Below are 19,450 nucleotides of genomic sequence, written 5' to 3'. Positions count from 1 at the left end.
GGTGGTTTTTGGGGGTACTCTTGTTGGTTTGTCATGCCTTCGCCTTGCGCGAAAAGAAGTTGAACGCCGGTACGAAAATCACGGCAATTTACCAGCCATAGGCGAAGCTCTCGATCAGCCCCAGAAAGACGCTTGGCCAGCTGATCCAAGTCACGCCGGGCAGAAGTGGTAGCCAGGCCTGATACATGGTGGCGGTCGGGAATGTCAGGCCGGAGATAACGCACAGCACGAAGCTGATCGCCAGCAGAGTCCCAAGGGCCATCCCTAGGGGATAGATACGAACCGATTTAAAATCTGACATGATTTCTCCTTCCAAACCTTTCAGAGCTGCCTCGTTGTGGCGATGACTGCACCCACAGCCGAAGGGCTGTCACGAAGCTTCCTGTATCGTTTTGTCACAATGTGCGCCCAAAAATGGCGTCCGATGTGTGATCTCGTTCGAGGACAACCGGGATAGCTACCGCGCGATTTCGCCATGAGTAGTACGAATGGACGAAAAGCAGGGCACAGGAACCCGCAAAAACGCTTATTATAATCATGGCTATGAAACCTTTCTCTTGACGTATGTTGAACAGCTACTGATCTGTCCTTCTCGCTAAGCGAGGCCGTGTCGCAACTGATCTCAATTTTTGCTGCAGCAGCATTTCCCCAACGGTGCAGCAGACGATCTGGCCTTGGGTTGGACTTCGGTAGCTGTGTTGACGGAACTGCCGCCACAGCACCCACCGGACTTTGCGGTTTTGGTTTGAGATTCATCGTTTTGGATGGATTTCTGAGCCATCTTGGTCTCCTTCAATCATGGTTTCATATTGGAGACGCCCACTACTACATTCCATTACAGGAAATTCGGTGAATTCCGCGACCCATCCGCCAGTCACGTCGCTCCGATCAACAGCAACAAATCGGACTCGAGGCTATAGGGCGTAATGCCGAGATTTCGGGGTACGGGACCTTTTCCAATTCAGCCCGACTGATCGCACTGCTATCAGTGGCACGCGCAAAACCACTCGCCGAACTCTCCAACGCTGACCCACCGGCAGACCCCCAAATAGGTGGTGCACGTTCGAACCACGATTAACCCTTGACCGCCCTCCAGAGCCGATCTGTTCTGATCAATCGCTGTCAACTCCTAGTCGACGGTGGGGGGTCCTTCACGTCGTCAATCGGGTCAACGAGCTGATCCAAAACTGCCGCTCGCGCCTTAGCGATCATCGCGGGCTAACGCCGCTATATAAAGACAGGATCTCCCGCCCAGTCAAACGCGCTCCCGGGTCTTGTAGTAGCGTCCGTTAAATCGACGACACTAGTCGATTGGCTGATGATATCGGCCGAAGAATTCACGGAATTGATCAATGCCAGACGGCGGGGCCCGTTGCCACTACTCCGGTGGCGCCAGTGGCACAGTAGAGAAAGTCTCGCGAGCGTTTGCGTCTGGGACATCAATTGCCTGTTTTTAAATCGGACATCTTGCTCCCCGTCGCTTGCTGTTGGTCGAGTTCACGACGGCCATTAGCCGCAGCACTGTTCGTTTGGTTTTTGCTGCTATCAGGCCGCTACTTCCGTAGCTTTGAATTGTTGGTCTCATTTGAGACAACAGGAGACGGTCTTTCGGTATCTAGCAGCAGAACCACGAGTTCGGTCGCCATATCGCGACGTAATCCGGCAAGGAGGTAGGCGCAGTCCTTGGGTCCGAGACCCAAAATTCTGGCCGCTTCAACCAGACTCTGGCCGTCACTTTCGATCCTCCGAAAGAGTTCTTGGGAAACCGGAGCATCGGCATGGTGCGAATGCGACGCGCAAGCGCAGCCTATCCGGTGAACGAGACTAAACAACTCCGTTGAGGAGGCGAGGCGCTCATGGATTGCCTGATCCGATATATTTTTTTCCGCTGATCATTTTGGTGTCCCTGCCATGACGCCCGGACCTGGGCTTTCCCGTAAGTCGACGCTTCCTGGCGGAATCCATTACAAGCTGGGCCTATTCACCTAGCATCAGTTCGATGCGTCCTTGGGAGCACAGTGGGTCTCATCTTCGGGGTTTTCGCAGCCGATCGGAGTGCAGTAGCAGTCATCCCAACCTGTCTTGCAGCACTTGCCACATTGACCCGTCAGCGCATCGCGCAAGGCCGCGCGGGCACGATGCAGACGCACGCCAAGCGCGTTGCGGGTCAGGCCCATGTCGAAGGCGACCGCGGCACGGTCCTCCTCTCCGAAGTCGACCCGACGAATCAATTCTGCATCTGCTGCCCGCTGCGCCGGAACCAGACCATCCAGGCAACGGCAAAATTGCGCCATCTGTGCGGGGGCATCATCAGCCAATGCCTCGGGTTCGCTGCCATACGCTTCGGCGAGGCGCCCCCGGCGAGCCAACTTACGGAAATGATCGTTCATCGTCGATCGCAAGATGGCATAGAGCCAGGAATCCATTCGCTCCACGTCTCGCAGCTGGTCTTTGCGCGTCAGCACCCGAACGCAGAATTCCTGCAAAACATCGTCCGCATCCGCCTTGTTGCCCAAACGGCGCACCAGAAATCCCAGAAAGGCTTGCCGACCCTCTGCAAGCGCGATCTCGGCCGGGTCGCGGTCGTGGGCAGGTTCCCGTGTTTTTGTGTCTGGCTCCGTCATATCTCATCCCTCCATTTCATTTAGATGCGAGCAAATTGCATTAAGTTCAACATAACGTGGCACTCAAGTTCGTTCATCGAAGGTGACGGATGAACGACCGGTTCTCGGTTGTTTCGGAAGAATGCGTATTCAAACCTCATTGAGTGTCCTTTCCTTTCCGCGCTGAACCATCCCTATTCCCAAAAATATCATAACGATGCCTACAATTTGTAAGACAGAGAGTCACTCGCCATAGACAACGATACCCAAGGTCAGTCCAAAAACCGGAATGAGAAAACTGAAGGCAATGGCCCGATTCAATGGAACTGTTTCAAGCGCTGAGAACCACAGCCAATAGACAAGTGCCGATCCTGCCATCGCCAGGACGAGAAGCGACGCGATGAATGCGGGCGCCCAGTTAATTGTAGTTGGCTCCTCCATGGATATCGCCGCAATGACGAGTGGTACGCTACCTAACAGCATCTGCACGCCCATTGCCGAAAGGGTGTCCACCTTTCCTGCAATGGATTTTATCAGGACGTTGCTAAGCATAACGCCAGCGGCTGCAAGAATGATTTACAGAACGCCTATAACATAACTCTCGTTTCCATCAGCCAGAAAATCGGGCAGAGCAATTAGCACGATCCCTGCAAATCCGGCAAACAAGCCTATGCTACCAATCAAGGACAGCTTTTCCCCGAGCCAGAACGCCGCGAGGACAGCGGCCAGAAGAGGTTGCGTATTCGCTATTACTGTCGCAAAGCCCGGTGAGGCAAACTCTGCCGCATGAAACATCCCAAGAAAGCCAAGACTCGTCGCACCGAAGCCAGCTCCCGCTAGCGTCAACCAAACCCGGTGCCCTCGCGGAAATGGTCGCCCTAACATCAGCGCCAAAACTGTAAGCACGCCGCCTGCGAGGAGCGCCCTCATGGCGGCAAAAGTGAGATGAGGCGAGTATTTGAGCCCGACCACGATGACCGGAAAGCACAAGACCCAGAGCACCATCGCAAGCACAACCTTCAGGGCCGCTACTGGTGTCATAGGCAGTCCTTTCATCGAACCGGCTCACGTTCATCCTGTCTAGGATCGACAGGATCAAGCGTCAGATACCGAGGGAATCTGTCACCAAATGTAACCAGGTCGGCTTTTGCGACAGACCGTTACACGACAGCGCCCGGAGCCTGTTGCAAGACACGTCGCATTTGCCACTTTGGTCCTGCAACACGCCAAAATGGAGGCTTTCAATGAAACGTAACACCACGCTCATTCTCGCAACCGCATTTGCTACGGCTCTCGGCGGCGCAGCGCTCGCGGACACGGGATATATAACCGGGCATCATGATCTGCCCGACCGCGATAACAATATCCACATGAACGATACGATGCGCGGCCATTTCGATCACGCCGATCAAAACAAGGACGGCAAGGTCACGCGCGCGGAGATGGAGGCCCATATGCAGGCTGCATCAGAATTCAAGAGCATGTTCGAAGAGCGCTTTGACAATCCGCAGCGAGGCCAATGAGGCTATACAGCAGGCGCTGTTGCTGACAAAGGAAAGTCAAATTCTCTGTAGCTTGATCACGACTGTGGCGCTCAATATGCGCCGCAGTCAGCTTAAGTTTCGTCAACGGCTATGGCTTTCCTTTCATCCGTGCTTCGCCTCGCGGTAGAGAACGCACAGTCGACGCAGTTCATCGATTCCCGTTTCGGGTAGCTTCGGAAATCAACACGGAAAGCTATGCGCAAACAAGGAGCGACCCTATGAGAATGCCGTTACTGGCAATCGGTGCAACAGTACTCACTAGCAGCGCTGCAATAGCCGATGTGTAAATTCCGGAAGGAGAACTCGGAACAGTACTTCATCTGAATGAAGCCTTTGAGGCTGTTGGCCGCATCGAGGGTCTCGACAACGTTCACGAACTGGCAGGCGCAACAAACCGCGGCATCCTGGTTGCCGGTAGTCTTACGGAAACCGAAGTCGGCATGGTGCCCAAGCCTTCCGAAGTTTCTGAGGAGGATCACGTAGCTCACCATGGAGGCAGAGAAGATGCCGGCCCGACCACTTCGAGCCTGATCACCTTGGTCGACGCGGACAGTCATGAAATCCTGCGTCGCGTCGAAGTTCCCGGCATAATACACCATGTCGGGGTTTCGTCGGATGAACGCTTCGCCGCGGTGACGCATCCTGGACTCGATGCTGTTTCGCTGATCGACCTGGAACACGGTGAGGTTACTGCGATCGTCGCCACGGGTCCGATCCCGGAATATGTAATCGCCTAGCCAAAGAAGGGCTATTTCTTCGTTTCCAACGCCGGGAATGACGCGATCAGCGAACTCGATCCTGAAGACGGGATAGTTACGCGCAACTTCAAACTGCAAGGTCCACCCAAGCACATGATGCTGGATGCCGAGGCCCGTCAATTGATTATCAGCGAGTCTGACGTCGGCAAGGTTTCAATTGAAAATGCCGACAGTGGTGAAACTCTTGATTCGTTTGAACTTGGAGGAAACCTGCACGGCGTTGCAGCGGATAAAGATGCAATCTGGTCGAGTGCACGCGAGCGTAACCTTGTGGTACGCATTGACCGCGCAACAGGTGGGCGCGTGGGAATCAATTCGTTCAAATACCATAGGTTCTGGCGATTTCAGCCCAATCGGACACTGCAGTTTTAGGTCCACCGCTATGCAAGATTACTGACAAAGCAGTTGAGCTGATTAGTTAGTGCCAAATCAGCATAAGCAACGCTGCGGTATGTACAACGGCCCTGCTGGCAGTCTAGGCTGAAGCAAATCACCACGCCGCTCCGGAAATAAGGGCCGTCACGACGTGGCCAATTTAGTCAACTCTGAAAAACTTGTAGCGGCTCAGCTGCTTGAGATAGCTTCCTTCAATCAAAAGCTAAGCCTGCGAGAGCAGAATTCGATCACGCTCTTGTTCAGCAAGCCACCCTGCCCTTTTGTGAGAGTTCTTCACAACTAAAATCCTGGATCAGCAAACTCCCCGAGCAGGGCGTTTCGCTTGAACCATTTGTCACGTTCATCGTGGGCTTCAACCTCCTCGCGCGACACCATGCCGTCCTGATTGCGGTCTATGTGCCGAAAGTGGCCTTTCATTGTATCTCCCGAATGGGTGGCATCACCTCGCTTGGGCAGTTCGTGATGCCCGGTACCGTAGCCGTTGTCTGCCAAGACAATACCACCAGCAGACACCGCGACAGTTGTACAAAAAATCAGTGCCAGTTTACGTCCCATTCACTTTTTCCTTTTGTCCTACATGCATTGTTTGCCGATGAAGTATGACTTGGTTTTGGAACGCTGCTGACGGCACGTGTGTATCAATCTGTCGCAAAGTGCGGCTTTGTTACGTTTCGCGACAAATTTTCTCGGCAGCGATCCTTTCATCGCTTAGTTACAAAAGATGACAAACTCTCCGCACATACTTCTGGTCGACGACAGCGCCGAAATTCGCAAAGCGGTTGCGCGATACCTGGAAAAGAATGACATGCGCGTGACGACGGCGGTCGACGCTTCCCAGATGGATAGTCTACTCAAGATTGGCCGCTATGACCTTATTGTCCTTGACGTGATGATGCCGGGCGAAGACGGGATATCGGTCTGTCGTCGTCTGTCCACCAAAGGGCTGGCCCCCATCCTCATGTTGACAGCGCTTGGCGAGGAAATGGACCGCATCATCGGCCTCGAAGTCGGTGCGGATGACTATTTGCCCAAGCCCTTCAATCCTCGCGAGCTACTGGCGCGGATAAAGGCAATTCTGCGCCGCGCGCAGAAACCGGAAGCACTTGCCGGGAGTCTTACGGGGAGCAGGGTTAGGTTCGCGGACTGGACGCTCGAAACCGATACGCGCCGCCTTTTCGCAGAGGACGGCCGCGAGGACGTACTGACGACATCAGAGTTCAAACTTCTTACGATCCTGCTCGAACGCCCGCGTATCGTGATTAGCCGAGAACAGCTTTTAGACCTGGCAGTCGGACGAACACCGGCCGCTTTCGACCGGACAATTGACAACCAGATCAGCCGCCTCAGGCGGAAGATCGAGTACAACCCGGGTCGTCCGAAGATCATCACAACGGTTCGAAACGGGGGCTATTGCCTTGCAACGGATGTCGAGGTGCAGCAGTGATCCGCAAGCGTCTGGATAGTTTACGCGTCCAGCTTCTGTTGCTCATCATTGGTAGCCTCGCCGTGGCTCAGGCGATTAGCATTTGGCTGTTTGTGGACGAGCGCAGTCTCGCGATACGTGCTGCAATAGGAGCCGAGGCGGCTGGGCGCGCGGCGAATGTGGCCATGCTACTAGAACAGGCCCCAACGGACTTGCGAGCCTCGATTCTTCGCGCCGCAGATTCGCCGCTGGCACGGTTTCGGACCGACCCGCAGGCGGCTGTGGATCATCTTGATCACCGCGCGGGAGGAGCTGTCGAAGCGCGCGTCAGGTCATTGTTCGGCGCTGAAGACAGTCGCGAAATCCGAGTAGAATTGCATGAGGTTGAGCGCGCATTCCCGCCAATGAGGTCAGTGCCGCCGGAGATGGCCGCAGAGCACAAGCAGATGATGCATGACAAGATCTCGGGGCTTGAATTGACACTGTCTATCGCGCTTGAAGATGGCACATGGCTGAATGTCGATACGCGCTTTCAGCGACCGCCGCTACAGTGGCCAATCTTTTCTGCGGTGAGCTTTGGTTTCACGGCGGCGTTCCTGATTGGTGTTGCTTTTTGGTACTTGCTTGCTCGCCTGACCTGGCCGTTAAGGCGCTTGGCGCAAGCCGCAGACAGGCTTGGCAGGGGAGAGGAAAACAAGCCACTCCCAGTCGCGGGACCAAGCGAAGTCAGAGAACTGACGGATACCTTCAATCACATGCAGGAGAGACTGGTGCGCACGGTCGCTGACAAGACGCGTATAATGGCCGCTCTGGGTCACGATTTGCGTTCGCCACTGACCGCTTTGCGGGTTCACGCAGAGATGGTGGATGAGGAAGAGACGCGTGACGCCTTGGTGAAATCCATCGAGGAAATGCAGGATATGGTCGAGCGCACACTGGCTTTTGCTCGAGGCATGGCAATAAGTGAACCTCCTGAAACAATAGAATTGGGGGAATTTCTCACTGAGCTGAAGTGTGACATGCTCAACGCATTCCGACTCGAAACGGACACACCGCTTCGGGTGAGGCTTCGGCCTCAATCCATGCGCCGAGCTTTGCGGAACGTCATAGAAAATGCAGTACGTTACGGCGACGATGTCGAGGTCACGTATAGCCGCGAGTATGACAGGGCATCGATCTGGGTTCGTGATCATGGTCCCGGCATCCCGGAGACGCAGCTAGAAGAGGTTTTCGAACCATTTTTTCGGGTCGAGACGTCACGCTCACGCGAGACGGGTGGCACCGGTCTCGGCCTGTCAATCGCACGCACCATCCTGCGCTCGCATGGCGGCGATATAATTTTGCAGAACCACCCGGACGGCGGGCTTCTTGCGCGACTCGATTTGCCGTTTTCACAAAGTTCCAACCAGCAAGAAAAGACAATATCATGAATGCCTATTTGACGGTCAAATCCAGCGTAATCGCTCTGTTTGCGGGCACAGTCTCGGCCCTCGCGGATCCAGGCGGCATTGCTGATAACACTTTTGGACACATGATGTGGGGAGATGGTCATGGTTGGTTGGGAGGTTTCGGCATGATCCTTTTCTGGGGGGTGATTATCGCGGTTACCGTATTCTTCTTCCGTATGCTCACCAGCAACCGTTTGGGCGAAACTCGCGATGCGATGGAGATCCTCAAGGAACGCTATGCACGCGGTGAGATCGACGAAGATGGACCTGTCACGCTTTCGTGCCGCTCCGATTGCTCACTTATGCAGCCTTTGCTTCGAAGGCCAAGGGGCTTTTCCAGCCCAATGCTGAGTGCCTTCGAGGCGGATTGTAGAAGCCGTTGATGTATTCGAAGATGGCCATCTCAGCATCGCGACGTGTCCGCCAAGACCGCTGCCACAGCAGTTCCGCCTTGATGGTCTTGAAAAAGGTTTCGACGGCAGCGTTGTCGTAGCAGTTCCCGGTCCCACTCATAGATGCCTTGAAGCCGTCCTGGCGCAGGATTTTCTGGTAGTCGTGAGAGCAGTATTGGCAGCCGCGATCCGTATGGTGGATGCAGCCCTTGTGTGGCCGCCGCATCGCAATCGCCATGTTCAGTGCCCGGATCGCCAGATCGCGTTTCATCCGGCTGCTGACGGCCCTACCAATGACACGTCGAGAATGCAGGTCGAGGATGACAGCCAGATAGAGCCACCCCTCCTGCGTCCAGACATAGCTGATGTCGCCCGCCCATTTCTGGTTGGGGCGATCCGCATAGAAGTCCCGGTTCAGCAGGTTCGGCGTGATGTTGAAGCTGTGATTGCTGTCGGTCGTAGCCTTGAACTTCTTGTTCCTCTTCACCGTAATGCGGTTCTGTCGCATCAAACGGCCAATGCGGCGATGCCCGACATCAAACCCCAGCTCCTTCAGCTCTTCGGTCATGCGGGGCCTGCCGTAGCTGCCCAGAGACAAGCGGAACTGTTCGCGGATGTGGGCGAGCAACACCATGTCGGTGCGTTGCTGCCGACTGGCAGGGCGGGACAGCCAGGCGCGGTAGCCTCGCGGGCTGACGTCCATAATCTCACACAAGCGGTTCACCGGGATGTCGTTTCGGTGTTCTTCAACGAAGGCAAACCTCATTTGCTTCTCTCCGCAAAGAACACCGTGGCCTTTTTTAACACCTCCCTCTCCTCCCGGAGCATGCGGTTCTCTTTCCGCAGCTCCGTGATCTCGCGTTCGAGATCAGACTGGACCGTTGGTTTCTCTGGATTGCGCCGATCCTTCTGAATCCAGCGGCTCAACGTGGAGAAGCCTACGCCAAAATCGGCGGCCACTTGTTTACGCGGCAGTCCGCTGGTCAAAGCTATCCCCACTGCCTCGGCGCGGAATTCCGGGGTTGGTTTTTTGTGCCATGATGTCTCTCCTTTGTGGCAAATTACCAAGTCAAAGGAGCGGAACAATTCCGGGACAGGTCCAAGATGAGTTTCGGCGCCGCAAGCAAGAACTCCAAGGCTAAGCCATCATGCCCTTTCCCGCTTCGCCGAAATGACCTCCCAGACATCATGCCAAAGGCGCGAGTATGAACGTGTTGCTCGAGAAACCAACAGATACGCGACCTGCCACAGCATAAAACAAAACCGGCGCAAGTGTGACCGCACAGCAGACTCATATCCCAAAGTTCATCATGTTACTTGAATTGGAAAGCTCTACTCGTGATTTGGCCATTTTCATAATGTCGAGACCCCGTAATTCGAAACCCTGCTAAAGGCTTATCCTGCAGGGAGGTGAGCGATACAAACCGTTACGTATTTCACGGAGTTTTCATCCCGACCATTCTTGATCTTCCAGTGCGGGAAGGCGGTTCAAGAGTCCCATTCAAGGATCGAATGCGCGGAGACGGACGATGGAAGACAAGACCCCCAGGGCAATAAGACGCCGAGGCTTTCTATTCTTTTCGGTTGGAGGGCTCGTTGCTCTTGCGGCACCATCGGTGTTGCGTGCCCAAGAGTTCGGACTCAGTTCGCCGGAATATTTCGTCATTCCGGTTGCATCGCTGGCAGGATCACTTTGACGCGCTCGGCAAAGGAATTCTGCTTTCCGATACCAACACCAGAGTTCTTCAGCACTGGACCGCGGATGGGGAGATGCGCATCTACCCCACATCGGTTCCTAAGGGCGACGAACTCACGCGGCGTGGCTATAGCGAATCGTCTACAAGGACGATGCGCCGGATTTGGTGCCCACCCCGTCGATGCGCGAGCGCGATCCGTCTTTGCCGGCATATGTCGCCCCCGGCCCCGAGAACCCGCTGGGCGTGCGCGCCATGCATCTGACCTGGCAGTACTACCGCATCCATGGGACCGGCGACACGCGCAAGATCGGTCGCAAATCCTCCAGCGGCTGCATCGGTCTCCACAACGAAGATATCATCGAAGTGTTCGACAGGACTCCAATCGGCACCCAAGTCAAACTTATCTGAAGTAAGGATCAAATGAACAAGACAGTTCTAGCCATTCTGGCCTTCTTCGTGTTGGGCGGCGCGGTAGTCTACTGGAAAATCGCGCAGCAACCCCAGCAGGGGATGGGCCATTCGATGGTACCTCCCGACACCAGTGATCTGGAATCGGGCGCCCCCATGGTCGAAGTTTCGCTGCCGGCGGAGCTTTCGGACCAGGCGCAGATGGGCAAGCGGGCCTACGAGGCGACATGTGCGGAATGTCACGGCAAGAACGCCGCAGGCCAGAACGGGGTCGCACCACCACTCGTGCACAAGATCTACGAACCGAACCACCATTCCGACATGGCGTTCGTGATGGCCGCGAAAAACGGTGTGCGCGCGCATCACTGGAAATTCGGAAACATGCCACCGGTCGAAGGTTTGACCGATGGCGACGTCAAGTTGATCGCACGCTATGTACGTGAATTGCAAAGGGAGAACGGGATCAACTGAGCCTTGGGCAGGTTCCGGGTGCCCACTCTCACTATCCGGCCTGATCTTCCGATTTTCAGATCTGATTGCCGGCGCCATAATTGCCGCGATTGAAACACAGGATTCTCCATGCCGACGCGACGCGATTTTCTCATGCAGGGGGCGGCTATCACCGCGGCGCTTGCCCTTCCAAAGCGGCTTTATGCCGCAACGTCAGAGTTTCAATCCCTGGACGCCCGCACGGCCAGCGTTCAATTGGCGCCGGAAGGCTATCCCAAGACCGAAATCTGGGGCTATGGCGGCGCGATGCCCGGCCCTCAAATGCGTCTTCAGCAGGGTGCGCGGCTGCAACGCCGCTTCATGAACGCACTGCCCCAGGCAAGCACGGTGCATTGGCACGGGGTTCGCATAGACAATGCGATGGATGGTGTTGCCGGGCTGACCCAGCCCGCGGTCGAGCCGGGGCAGAGCTTTGATTATGATTTCATCGCGCCGGATGCCGGAACCTACTGGTATCACGCTCATAACCGCTCGACCGAACAGGTGGCGCGCGGGCTCTATGGCGCGTTGATCGTCGAGGAATCCGAGCCGCCGGACCTGGATCGGGAAGAGGTACTGATCCTTGATGACTGGCTGCTCGACCCCGAAATGGCGCAGATCGTCCCGGACTTCACCTCGCGCCATGACCGCGGCCATGCCGGGCGGCGCGGCAATTTCATCGCCACCAACGGCCGGCACGACCTTTCCCTGGAGGTGCGCCAACACGAACGTCTGCGCCTGCGCCTCGTCAACGCGGCCAACGCCAGGATTTTCGTGCTGTCGCTTCATGGCATGGAGGGCTGGACGGTTGCACTGGACGGCATGCCACTGCCCCGGCCCGAGCCGCTCGCTGAGGCGCTGATCCTCGGCCCCGGTCAGCGGGCCGATCTGATCGTCGACGTGACCGCCGCGCCCGAGGAAACCGCCCATCTCGTTCGCCTCGACGATCAGGAGGCGGCCTCGCAGGTGGCTTTCACCGTGACTGGAAAGGCCTCGACCACGCTCCCGGGATGCACCGGACGCGCTGCGACCCAATCCGGGGATGGAGGTGATCGGCCTCGATGACGCCAGGACCGTGCGGCTCGACATGCAGGGCGGCGCAATGGGCACGCTCGACAGCGCGTTTCTGAATGGCGAGAAGAAAAGCTTTCGCGAGTTGGTGGTCGCCAACCAGTTCTGGTCGTTCAATGGAACGATCGGCATGACCGATGCGCCGCTCGTAGATGTCGCGAAGGGCGAAACGGTCAAGCTGCAGATCTACAACGACACGTCCTTTCCCCACGCGATGCACCTGCATGGGCTGCATTTCCGCGAGATCGGCGAGGATGGCGGGCTCGGTCCCTTGCGCGACACGATCCTGATGTTCGGCGGCCAGACCCACACGATCGGTTTCGTGGCCGACAATCCCGGCGACTGGCTGTTTCACTGCCACATGCTCAGCCACGCGGCCTCGGGCATGATGACCTGGATGAAGGTGACATGATGCGACGTTGGCTGATCCTCTTTCTGCTCATGGCCGGCGCGGCTGGAGTCGGCGCCTGGATGATGGCGGGAGGGACATCCGGCACCTCCGCCACGCCGGAACCGCCGCAGTCTGTCGATCTCGCCGAGGGCGCAGAATTCTATCAGGAGTATTGCGCCTCTTGCCACGGCGCCGATCTCGAGGGACAGGCCGGATGGCGCTCGGCCGGAGAGGATGGCATCCTGCCCGCACCCCCGCATGACGAAACCGGTCACACCTGGCATCATCCTGATAGTATTCTGTTCGACTATACCAAGCTCGGCGGAAAGAAGACCCTCGCGAAGCAGGGTGTGGATTTCCAAAGCGGCATGCCCGGTTTTGGCAATGAGCTGACCGATGCGCAGATCTGGAACATCCTCGCCTTCATCAAATCCACATGGCCCGACCGTCAGCGGGAGGTCCAGGCCGCCCGCAGCGAAGCGGAACAGCAAAAAAGAGGAGACTGAAAATGAAATCGCTTCGACTGGCAGTGCTCGCCATTAGCATCCTGTTGCCGCTTTCCGCGTTCGCACAGGAGCTGAGCGAGGAACGCGTCAAGGAACTGGCCTTGGAAGCGATTCTGGAAAACCCCCAGATCATCATGGAAGCGGTGCAGCTTCTCGAACAGCAGGAAGCGACCGCGCAGGCAGAGGCCACGACCGACGTGCTCAAGGAACAACGCCAGCTCTTGGAACAGGATCCGAACGCACCGGTGCTGGGCAATCCTGACGGGGACGTCACTGTTGTGGAGTTTTTCGACTACAACTGTCCCTATTGCCGCAGGGCCATGTCGGAGGTTGAAGGTTTGATCGAGGCGGACCTGAATGTGCGGTTCGTCTTTCGCGAATGGCCGATACTCGGCGACGGGTCGGTCTTTGCGGCGAAGGCGGCCTTGGCGGCACGCAATCAGAACAAGTATGAGGAATTCCACTGGGCGTTGATGGGCATGGCGGAACGTGCGCAAGAGGCGTCTGTCCTGCGGATCGCCGAAGAAATCGGCCTTGACGTGGACCAGCTGCGTTCGGACATGGAGGCGCCGGAAGTCCAGGCGCACATCGACGAATCGATGCGGCTGGCGCAGGCGTTGGGTTTCAACGGCACACCGTCCTTCGTGATCGGCGACAACCTGGTTCCCGGTTTGATCGAACAAGACCAACTGGAAGCCTTGGTCGATGAGGCCCGCGAAAGGGAATGAACCTCATGCGACGATGGAGAACTGGCGCCAGAATTGCCCGGCACCGGTGATCTTCAGGTCGTCGAAGCAGCCGTGACACCGTAACCGGCATTTCGGATCGCCTCCGTCAGGACGTGCTCGTTCAGCACGCTATCAACCTCGACTTGCCGCGTACCCGTATCGCAGGTCACGGACGATGTTGGGTCTATCGCCTTGATCGCCTTTTCGATCGTTGCGGTGCAATGGCCGCAACTCATATCCGGAACCTTGAAGCTGCGCATATCTGTTTTCTCCAGTTCTCGGCATTAGATGCCTGCTTCCTGCATGGGAAGGTCAAGGGCGAAAAAATATCCCGACATTGTTGACCTTCCAGCGGGGGGAAGCCTTAGATATCTTTCAGTAGATGAAGGAGACGTTCATGCCGGGCTCAAGAGATTTGCGTTTTTCTGTTCAAAACATGTCTTGCGCGTCCTGCGTCGGTCGGGTCGAGCGTGCGCTTTTAGCATTACCCGGGGTCGACGAGGTGAACGTGAACCTCGCCGCCGAAACGGCGCAGGCCCGGATCAACTCGGATGCCCGGATCCCCGAGGTGATCGGGGCGCTGGAGCATGCCGGCTATCCCGCCCGAACGCAAACGGCGCGCCTGAACGTCTCTTCCATGTCCTGCGCCTCCTGCGTTGGTCGCGTCGACAAGGCGCTCGCGGCAGTGGCAGGGGTGAGCGGGGTCAATGTCAACCTCGCGTCAGAAACCGCGACCGTCACCTATGTCGAGGGCGCGACCGACCCGGTCGAACTTCTGAAGGCCGCCGAGGCGGCGGGCTATTCGGCCGAATTGGCCGACGACGGCACTGCGGAGGATCGCGGCGCGCGCAAGGAAGGCGAGGCCCGTGCGCTCGCCCGCCGGACCGCTTTCGCAGCGGCGCTGGCCTTGCCCGTGTTCCTGCTTGAGATGGGGGCGCATCTCGTGCCGGGCATGCACGAGATGATCGGCCGCACGATCGGCCATCAGGCCAGCTGGATGATCCAGTTCGTGCTGACGACCATCGTGCTTTTCTGGCCCGGTCTCCAATTTTACACCAAGGGGTTCCCCGCTCTGGTGAAAGGCGCGCCCGACATGAACAGCCTTGTCGCGGTGGGGACCGGGGCCGCGTATGTCTATTCTATCACCGCGCTTTTCGCGCCCACCGTGCTGCCCGAGGCGGCTCGCGCCGTTTACTTCGAGGCCGCGGCGGTGATCGTCGTGCTAATCCTTCTGGGCCGCTGGATGGAAGCGCGCGCCAAGGGCCGCACGGGGGCCGCGATCCAGAAACTGCTGGGCCTTCAGGCCCGCACGGCGCGGGTTCTGGTGGACGGCGAGGCACGGGACGTGGCGATCGAGCGCATCCGCGTCGGCGACACCCTCGTCGTCCGGCCGGGCGAGCGCATCGCGGTGGACGGTGAATTGACCCAAGGCAGCGCGCATGTCGACGAGAGCATGATCACCGGCGAGCCGGTGCCCGTGGCGAAGTCCGAGGGCGATCCCGTCACCGGCGGCACGGTGAACGGCAGCGGCAGCTTCCGCTTCCGCGCGACCCGCGTGGGGGCGGACACGACGCTGGCGCAGATCATCCGCATGGTCGAGGAAGCTCAGGGCGCCAAGCTGCCGATCCAAGGCATGGTGGACCGGATCACGCTCTGGTTTGTACCGGCGGTTATGGCATTGGCCGCGCTGGCCGTTCTGATCTGGCTGCTGATTGGACCGGCGCCCATGCTGTCCTACGCGCTCGTTGCAGGCGTTTCGGTGCTGATCATCGCCTGTCCTTGCGCGATGGGGCTGGCCACGCCCACCTCGATCATGGTTGGCACAGGACGCGCGGCCGAGATGGGTGTCCTCTTCCGCAAGGGCGACGCGCTGCAGCAACTTTCGCACGTGGACGTGGTCGCGCTCGACAAGACCGGCACCGTGACCGAGGGCCGCCCCGAACTGACCGACCTTGTGCTGGCCGAGGAGTTTGAGCGCTCCGACGTTCTGGCCCTCGTCGCGGCGGTCGAGGCGCAGTCCGAGCATCCCATCGCCGAAGCCATCGTGCGCGCGGCGCAGGCCGAAGGCGTAGCGTGTTACGAGGTCGAGGGGTTCGATTCGATCACCGGCTTCGGCGTGCAAGCCACGGTCGCTGGGCGCGAGGTGCTGGTCGGCGCGGACCGCCTGATGCGCCGCGAGGAGCTGAGCATCGAGGCGCTGGCCGAGACCGAGCGCCGCTTGGCCGAAGGGGGCCGCACGGCGCTGTTTGCAGCGGTGGACGGGCAGCTCGCGGCAGTCATCGGCGTGGCCGACCCTGTGAAACCGGCCAGCGCCGCCGCCATCGAGGCGTTGCACGGGCTCGGGCTGAAGGTCGCGATGATTACCGGAGACAAGCGCGAAACGGCCCGGGCCATTGCACGGGAGACCGGTATCGACCGCGTGATCGCGGGGGTTCTGCCCGATGGCAAGGTGGCGGCGCTGGATGAACTGCGGCAAGGCGGCCAACAGATCGCCTTCGTTGGGGACGGCATCAACGACGCCCCGGCGCTGGCCCATGCAGATGTGGGCATCGCCATCGGCACCGGCACGGACGTTGCCATCGAATCCGCCGATGTGGTGCTAATGTCGGGTGATCTGCGCGGCGTGGTGAACGCGCTCAACGTGTCTGCCCGGACCATGCGCAACATCCGTCAGAACCTGTTCTGGGCCTTTGGCTATAACGTGGCGCTGATCCCGGTCGCGGCGGGCGTGCTCTACCCAGCCTTCGGCCTGTTGCTCTCGCCGGTTCTGGCCGCCGGGGCGATGGCGCTCAGCTCAGTTTTCGTGCTGACTAACGCGCTGCGCTTGCGCCGGATCCGCCCGGCCATGGATGAAGCCAGCAGCTTGAAATCTGAAGGGGCGGATTCTCTGTCCCCTGCCCCTGTCGCCGCTCAATAAGGAGGATCATGAAATGAATATCGGAGATGTCGCCGACCTTTCCGGGCTGCCCGCCAAGACGATCCGCTATTACGAAGATATCGGACTGGTCAAGCCCTTGCGCAGTTCGAACGGTTATCGCACGTTCCGTGAAAGTGACGCGCACAAGCTGGCGTTTCTGGGACGCGCCCGTGCGCTCGGTTTCACAATTGAAGATTGCCGTAATCTTCTTGCGCTCTACGAAGACGAAAAACGTGCCAGCGCCGAGGTGAAGGAGATCGCCAAGCAACATCTTGAGCGAATCGACGGCAAGATCGCCGAGTTAAAGGAAATGCGAGCGACACTCGCGCATCTCGTCGAGGAGTGTGCCGGAGATCATCGCCCGGACTGCCCGATCCTGGCCGATCTGGCCATGAAACGGCGCGACGAGGACGACCGGCGCAAATCAACTTAGTTGGGTCCGAAGACGTGGTTTGGGCCATCCTTCTGGTTGTCGTTCTATTCGGGTCGAGCGGGCTGGTGCACGTCCGTGCGATGACCCTTGTGATGAACCGGGCGCGTGGGACGCCGTCCACACAGTCCGCACGTCTCCTTTTTGCTCTTTATACGCTTGCGCTTGCCCACATCATTGAAGCCGGACTTTATGCCCTCGGCTTCAGTTTCGGTGAACTCATCGGTATCGGCGGCTTTGAACAGGAGAACATCGACACGTTTATGGACGTTTTCTACTTTTCCCTGGTCAACTATTCGTCCCTCGGCCTCGGCGATATCTATCCCACGGACCATCTGCGTTTTCTGGCCGGTGCCGAGGCACTGAATGGCTTTCTCCTAATTAGTTGCTCGGCCTCCACCATCTTTCTCGTGGTTACGAGAGGGAAGGACTAGAAGCGTCAGATGACTTAATGCCCCGAAAATCTGGAACCCTCCAGCGCTGGATGGTTGTTGTTGCTATGTCCGCGACGACAGTGAAAGCAGAAGGAGTACAACATGTCATATTGGAGATTTGCAGCCATGATTGCGACCTCCACGGTTGTAATGTTCGGACTGATGTATTTGAATACTTATCTGATTTCCCACATTTTTTGGTCCGAAACAAGGGCTTACATGGCATTGTTGATGGGTGCAATGATGGCGATCATCATGCTGGTCTTCATGCTATCGATGTATACCAGCAAGGCGATCAATGCGGCGATCTTCGCCGGCGCTGCCGTCGCATTCGCCGGATCTCTCTGGCTGGTGCGTGGGCAGGCCACAGTTGGGGACACCAGCTACATGCGCGCGATGATCCCGCACCATTCCATTGCGATCATGACATCCAGCCGCGCCAACATCTCTGATCCCCGTGTTCGAAAACTGGCGGACGAGATCATCTATGCGCAGGACAAGGAAATCGCTGAAATGCGCTATCTCATCAACGAGATGGAGGCATCGGGTGACGTATCCGAGCCTGAGAAACCCGTGAGCCCTCGCATCGTGAACCTCGACGAAGCCCTTTCTACCGCGAACATAGCCGTGCTCGATCCCGGTTTCCTGACCGAGGAGGAGATCGCTCAGCTTCTGCCCAATGGCGCGGCCTGCACCTTCAACTACACCACTGGCAGTCCGGCTTCTCTGGCACTTGGCGAAGTGAATGGTGAGGCCGTCGGGCTGGTCAAGCTGAGCGGCGACCTCGTGCGGATCGACCAAGGTGCGGCCGGGGAACTAGGCACCGAGGGTCTGGCGATCCTTCTCACCGCCGCCGAGGACGGAGCGGCGCTTGACTCGGTGGGCAGCAAGCCGGTCGAGGCGACGATGACGCTGGAGCTCGACGCCGGTCTCTACGCCGGCTACCGCGGCTTCTACAGCTGCGGGGGCTGACATGGACCAGCAGGCAACTCCGAGCACGGCGAAGCTCTATCGCATGGTGATGCCGGGTCATCTCTGTCCCTATGGCCTGAAGTCGAAGGATCTTCTTGAAAGGGAGGGGTATGAGGTCGAGGACCACCATCTCACCACCCGGGAGGACACCGATGCCTTCATGGAACAGCACAGCGTCGAGACCACGCCACAGACTTTCATCGACGGTGAGCGGATCGGTGGTTACGAGGCTTTGCGAGTGCACTTCGGCAACGACAATACGGAAGGCGACGAAACCAGTTATCGGCCAGTCATTGCGATCTTCTCGGTCGCGTTTTTCTTAGCGCTCGGCCTCAGCTGGGCAAGCTTCGGTAGCATCTTCACGCTGCGCGCGGCGGAATGGTTCATCGCCATTTCCATGTGCTTTCTCGCCGTGCAGAAGCTGCAGGATGTCGAGAGCTTCTCTACAATGTTCCTGAATTACGATCTACTGGCTCGCCGTTGGGTCCGATACGGCTACCTCTATCCATTTGGGGAAGCTTTCGCTGGTATCCTTATGGTTACTGGCGCTCTCACTTGGCTGTCGGCGCCGGTTGCGCTGTTCATTGGAACGGTGGGAGCTATAAGCGTTTTTAAGGCGGTCTATGTCGATAAACGCGAGCTTAAATGTGCCTGTGTGGGCGGTGACAGCAATGTGCCACTGGGTTTCATCTCTCTGACTGAAAACCTGATGATGATGCTCATGGGCATCTGGATGCCAATTAAAGTGTTCGCGCTCGGATGGTAGTAGTGTTCGGGTGGCAACCGCGCCACCCGAACATCTAAGTGATTATTTCATCTGCGTGACAGTAAGCTTTCCCTCAA

23 protein-coding genes and 2 pseudogenes are annotated in these 19,450 nt (G+C 57.9%); 16 read left to right on the top strand and 9 right to left on the bottom strand.

The annotated features are described in order from the left end of the window. Positions 1–88: 88 nt before the first annotated feature. From XM53_RS21730 to XM53_RS23840, 5 genes and pseudogenes are all read right to left on the bottom strand, one after another. On the bottom strand, positions 89–301 hold the full coding sequence (locus XM53_RS21730; RefSeq protein WP_057796896.1) for a DUF5676 family membrane protein: 213 nt from the start codon (positions 299–301) through the stop codon (positions 89–91). 1,048 nt (positions 302–1,349) lie between these two features. Then, positions 1,350–1,415: pseudogene (locus tag XM53_RS24105) on the bottom strand (ubiquinol-cytochrome c reductase iron-sulfur subunit N-terminal domain-containing protein); the annotation flags it as partial. 576 nt (positions 1,416–1,991) lie between these two features. Then, positions 1,992–2,624, bottom strand: coding sequence for an RNA polymerase sigma factor (locus XM53_RS21725; RefSeq protein ID WP_057796895.1), 633 nt, complete (start codon positions 2,622–2,624; stop codon positions 1,992–1,994). Positions 2,625–2,846: 222 nt separating this feature from the next. Further along, entirely contained in the window at positions 2,847–3,176 is a 330-nt protein-coding gene (locus XM53_RS23845) for an EamA family transporter (RefSeq protein WP_268873936.1), read from the bottom strand. A 3-nt stretch (positions 3,177–3,179) separates the two neighbouring features. Further along, positions 3,180–3,644, bottom strand: coding sequence for a DMT family transporter (locus XM53_RS23840; RefSeq protein WP_236544606.1), 465 nt, complete (start codon positions 3,642–3,644; stop codon positions 3,180–3,182). Positions 3,645–3,847: 203 nt separating this feature from the next. On the opposite strand from XM53_RS23840, the gene XM53_RS21715 reads away from it, so the two are divergent. After that, positions 3,848–4,126: a hypothetical protein gene (locus XM53_RS21715; protein ID WP_057796894.1), complete on the top strand. Its 279-nt coding sequence runs from the start codon at positions 3,848–3,850 to the stop codon at positions 4,124–4,126. A gap of 251 nt (positions 4,127–4,377) precedes the next feature. Here the strand turns inward: XM53_RS21715 and XM53_RS21710 are convergent, their stop codons facing one another. After that, on the bottom strand, positions 4,378–4,983 hold the full coding sequence (locus tag XM53_RS21710) for a hypothetical protein (RefSeq protein ID WP_152477315.1): 606 nt from the start codon (positions 4,981–4,983) through the stop codon (positions 4,378–4,380). 15 nt (positions 4,984–4,998) lie between these two features. Here XM53_RS21710 and XM53_RS23305 point away from each other — a divergent pair, with 15 nt between their 5' ends. Continuing rightward, positions 4,999–5,277 carry a YncE family protein gene (locus XM53_RS23305; RefSeq protein ID WP_144435650.1) on the top strand — a complete coding sequence of 93 codons (279 nt, stop codon included), beginning with the start codon at positions 4,999–5,001 and terminating at the stop codon, positions 5,275–5,277. A 303-nt stretch (positions 5,278–5,580) separates the two neighbouring features. Here XM53_RS23305 and XM53_RS21705 read toward each other — a convergent pair whose 3' ends face one another. Then, a complete protein-coding gene (locus XM53_RS21705) occupies positions 5,581–5,856 on the bottom strand; it encodes a hypothetical protein (RefSeq protein WP_057796892.1) in 276 nt (91 codons plus the stop codon). A gap of 166 nt (positions 5,857–6,022) precedes the next feature. Here XM53_RS21705 and XM53_RS21700 point away from each other — a divergent pair, with 166 nt between their 5' ends. Genes XM53_RS21700 through XM53_RS23490 form a run of 3 tightly spaced genes read left to right on the top strand, consistent with a single transcriptional unit; the run spans position 6,023 to position 8,555 of the window. Then, on the top strand, positions 6,023–6,745 hold the full coding sequence (locus XM53_RS21700) for a response regulator (protein WP_057796891.1): 723 nt from the start codon (positions 6,023–6,025) through the stop codon (positions 6,743–6,745). Further along, complete coding sequence (locus XM53_RS21695; RefSeq protein WP_057796890.1) at positions 6,742–8,154, top strand: ATP-binding protein; 1,413 nt, start codon at positions 6,742–6,744, stop codon at positions 8,152–8,154. The genes XM53_RS21700 and XM53_RS21695 overlap by 4 nt, the downstream gene beginning before the upstream one ends. Then, a complete protein-coding gene (locus XM53_RS23490; RefSeq protein WP_160321424.1) occupies positions 8,151–8,555 on the top strand; it encodes an SHOCT domain-containing protein in 405 nt (134 codons plus the stop codon). Before XM53_RS21695 ends, XM53_RS23490 begins: the two co-directional genes overlap by 4 nt. On the opposite strand, the gene XM53_RS21690 is transcribed toward XM53_RS23490, so the two are convergent. After that, a protein-coding gene (locus XM53_RS21690; RefSeq protein WP_201455468.1) for an IS3 family transposase occupies positions 8,473–9,626 on the bottom strand; the annotation gives its coding sequence in 2 pieces (ribosomal slippage) (positions 8,473–9,359 and positions 9,359–9,626; 1,155 coding nt in all). The genes XM53_RS23490 and XM53_RS21690 overlap by 83 nt on opposite strands. A 467-nt stretch (positions 9,627–10,093) precedes the next feature. On the opposite strand from XM53_RS21690, the pseudogene XM53_RS21680 reads away from it, so the two are divergent. The 6 genes and pseudogenes from XM53_RS21680 to XM53_RS21660 all read left to right on the top strand — a co-directional run bounded on the left by XM53_RS21680 (position 10,094) and on the right by XM53_RS21660 (position 13,854). Further along, positions 10,094–10,669: pseudogene (locus XM53_RS21680) on the top strand (L,D-transpeptidase). 12 nt (positions 10,670–10,681) lie between these two features. Then, a complete protein-coding gene (locus XM53_RS21675; RefSeq protein ID WP_057796888.1) occupies positions 10,682–11,140 on the top strand; it encodes a c-type cytochrome in 459 nt (152 codons plus the stop codon). A gap of 108 nt (positions 11,141–11,248) precedes the next feature. Beyond that, the gene (locus XM53_RS21670; RefSeq protein WP_328586707.1) at positions 11,249–12,223 is read left to right on the top strand and encodes a multicopper oxidase family protein; all 975 of its coding nucleotides are present in this window, start codon (positions 11,249–11,251) and stop codon (positions 12,221–12,223) included. Further along, complete coding sequence (locus XM53_RS24130) at positions 12,207–12,641, top strand: multicopper oxidase domain-containing protein (protein WP_328586706.1); 435 nt, start codon at positions 12,207–12,209, stop codon at positions 12,639–12,641. The genes XM53_RS21670 and XM53_RS24130 overlap by 17 nt, the downstream gene beginning before the upstream one ends. 59 nt (positions 12,642–12,700) lie before the next feature. Continuing rightward, complete coding sequence (locus XM53_RS21665; protein ID WP_057796903.1) at positions 12,701–13,126, top strand: c-type cytochrome; 426 nt, start codon at positions 12,701–12,703, stop codon at positions 13,124–13,126. Positions 13,127–13,128: 2 nt separating this feature from the next. Next, complete coding sequence (locus XM53_RS21660) at positions 13,129–13,854, top strand: DsbA family protein (RefSeq protein ID WP_057796887.1); 726 nt, start codon at positions 13,129–13,131, stop codon at positions 13,852–13,854. Positions 13,855–13,907: 53 nt separating this feature from the next. Here XM53_RS21660 and XM53_RS21655 read toward each other — a convergent pair whose 3' ends face one another. Further along, entirely contained in the window at positions 13,908–14,114 is a 207-nt protein-coding gene (locus XM53_RS21655) for a heavy-metal-associated domain-containing protein (RefSeq protein ID WP_057796886.1), read from the bottom strand. Between the two features lie 137 nt (positions 14,115–14,251). On the opposite strand from XM53_RS21655, the gene XM53_RS21650 reads away from it, so the two are divergent. The 5 genes from XM53_RS21650 (at position 14,252) to XM53_RS21630 (ending at position 19,373) form a co-directional block, all read left to right on the top strand. Further along, positions 14,252–16,771, top strand: coding sequence for a heavy metal translocating P-type ATPase (locus tag XM53_RS21650; RefSeq protein WP_057796885.1), 2,520 nt, complete (start codon positions 14,252–14,254; stop codon positions 16,769–16,771). A gap of 13 nt (positions 16,772–16,784) precedes the next feature. Next, positions 16,785–17,204 carry a Cu(I)-responsive transcriptional regulator gene (cueR, locus tag XM53_RS21645; protein ID WP_057796884.1) on the top strand — a complete coding sequence of 140 codons (420 nt, stop codon included), beginning with the start codon at positions 16,785–16,787 and terminating at the stop codon, positions 17,202–17,204. A 14-nt stretch (positions 17,205–17,218) separates the two neighbouring features. Then, the gene (locus tag XM53_RS21640) at positions 17,219–17,635 is read left to right on the top strand and encodes an ion channel (protein WP_057796883.1); all 417 of its coding nucleotides are present in this window, start codon (positions 17,219–17,221) and stop codon (positions 17,633–17,635) included. Between the two features lie 102 nt (positions 17,636–17,737). Beyond that, complete coding sequence (locus tag XM53_RS21635) at positions 17,738–18,607, top strand: DUF305 domain-containing protein (RefSeq protein ID WP_057796882.1); 870 nt, start codon at positions 17,738–17,740, stop codon at positions 18,605–18,607. A 1-nt stretch (position 18,608) separates the two neighbouring features. Beyond that, positions 18,609–19,373 carry a MauE/DoxX family redox-associated membrane protein gene (locus XM53_RS21630; protein ID WP_057796881.1) on the top strand — a complete coding sequence of 255 codons (765 nt, stop codon included), beginning with the start codon at positions 18,609–18,611 and terminating at the stop codon, positions 19,371–19,373. Positions 19,374–19,450: the final 77 nt, after the last annotated feature.

Origin of the sequence: Roseovarius atlanticus, assembly GCF_001441615.1 — a bacterium.
GTDB classification, from domain to species: Bacteria; Pseudomonadota; Alphaproteobacteria; order Rhodobacterales; family Rhodobacteraceae; genus Roseovarius; species Roseovarius atlanticus.
This window is presented reverse-complemented; position numbering and strand designations above follow the sequence as displayed.

Excerpts from the sequence above, each read along its gene's own strand:
- XM53_RS21730 (WP_057796896.1), bottom strand. The coding sequence starts at position 301 with ATGTCAGATTTTAAATCGGTTCGTATCTATCCCCTAGGGATGGCCCTT.
- XM53_RS21725 (WP_057796895.1), bottom strand. The coding sequence starts at position 2,624 with ATGACGGAGCCAGACACAAAAACACGGGAACCTGCCCACGACCGCGAC.
- XM53_RS23840 (WP_236544606.1), bottom strand. The coding sequence starts at position 3,644 with ATGACACCAGTAGCGGCCCTGAAGGTTGTGCTTGCGATGGTGCTCTGG.
- XM53_RS21715 (WP_057796894.1), top strand. The coding sequence starts at position 3,848 with ATGAAACGTAACACCACGCTCATTCTCGCAACCGCATTTGCTACGGCT.
- XM53_RS23305 (WP_144435650.1), top strand. The coding sequence starts at position 4,999 with ATGATGCTGGATGCCGAGGCCCGTCAATTGATTATCAGCGAGTCTGAC.
- XM53_RS21705 (WP_057796892.1), bottom strand. The coding sequence starts at position 5,856 with ATGGGACGTAAACTGGCACTGATTTTTTGTACAACTGTCGCGGTGTCT.
- XM53_RS21700 (WP_057796891.1), top strand. The coding sequence starts at position 6,023 with ATGACAAACTCTCCGCACATACTTCTGGTCGACGACAGCGCCGAAATT.
- XM53_RS23490 (WP_160321424.1), top strand. The coding sequence starts at position 8,151 with ATGAATGCCTATTTGACGGTCAAATCCAGCGTAATCGCTCTGTTTGCG.
- XM53_RS21675 (WP_057796888.1), top strand. The coding sequence starts at position 10,682 with ATGAACAAGACAGTTCTAGCCATTCTGGCCTTCTTCGTGTTGGGCGGC.
- XM53_RS21670 (WP_328586707.1), top strand. The coding sequence starts at position 11,249 with ATGCCGACGCGACGCGATTTTCTCATGCAGGGGGCGGCTATCACCGCG.
- XM53_RS21665 (WP_057796903.1), top strand. The coding sequence starts at position 12,701 with ATGATGGCGGGAGGGACATCCGGCACCTCCGCCACGCCGGAACCGCCG.
- XM53_RS21660 (WP_057796887.1), top strand. The coding sequence starts at position 13,129 with ATGAAATCGCTTCGACTGGCAGTGCTCGCCATTAGCATCCTGTTGCCG.
- XM53_RS21655 (WP_057796886.1), bottom strand. The coding sequence starts at position 14,114 with ATGCGCAGCTTCAAGGTTCCGGATATGAGTTGCGGCCATTGCACCGCA.
- XM53_RS21650 (WP_057796885.1), top strand. The coding sequence starts at position 14,252 with ATGCCGGGCTCAAGAGATTTGCGTTTTTCTGTTCAAAACATGTCTTGC.
- cueR (WP_057796884.1), top strand. The coding sequence starts at position 16,785 with ATGAATATCGGAGATGTCGCCGACCTTTCCGGGCTGCCCGCCAAGACG.
- XM53_RS21635 (WP_057796882.1), top strand. The coding sequence starts at position 17,738 with ATGTCATATTGGAGATTTGCAGCCATGATTGCGACCTCCACGGTTGTA.
- XM53_RS21630 (WP_057796881.1), top strand. The coding sequence starts at position 18,609 with ATGGACCAGCAGGCAACTCCGAGCACGGCGAAGCTCTATCGCATGGTG.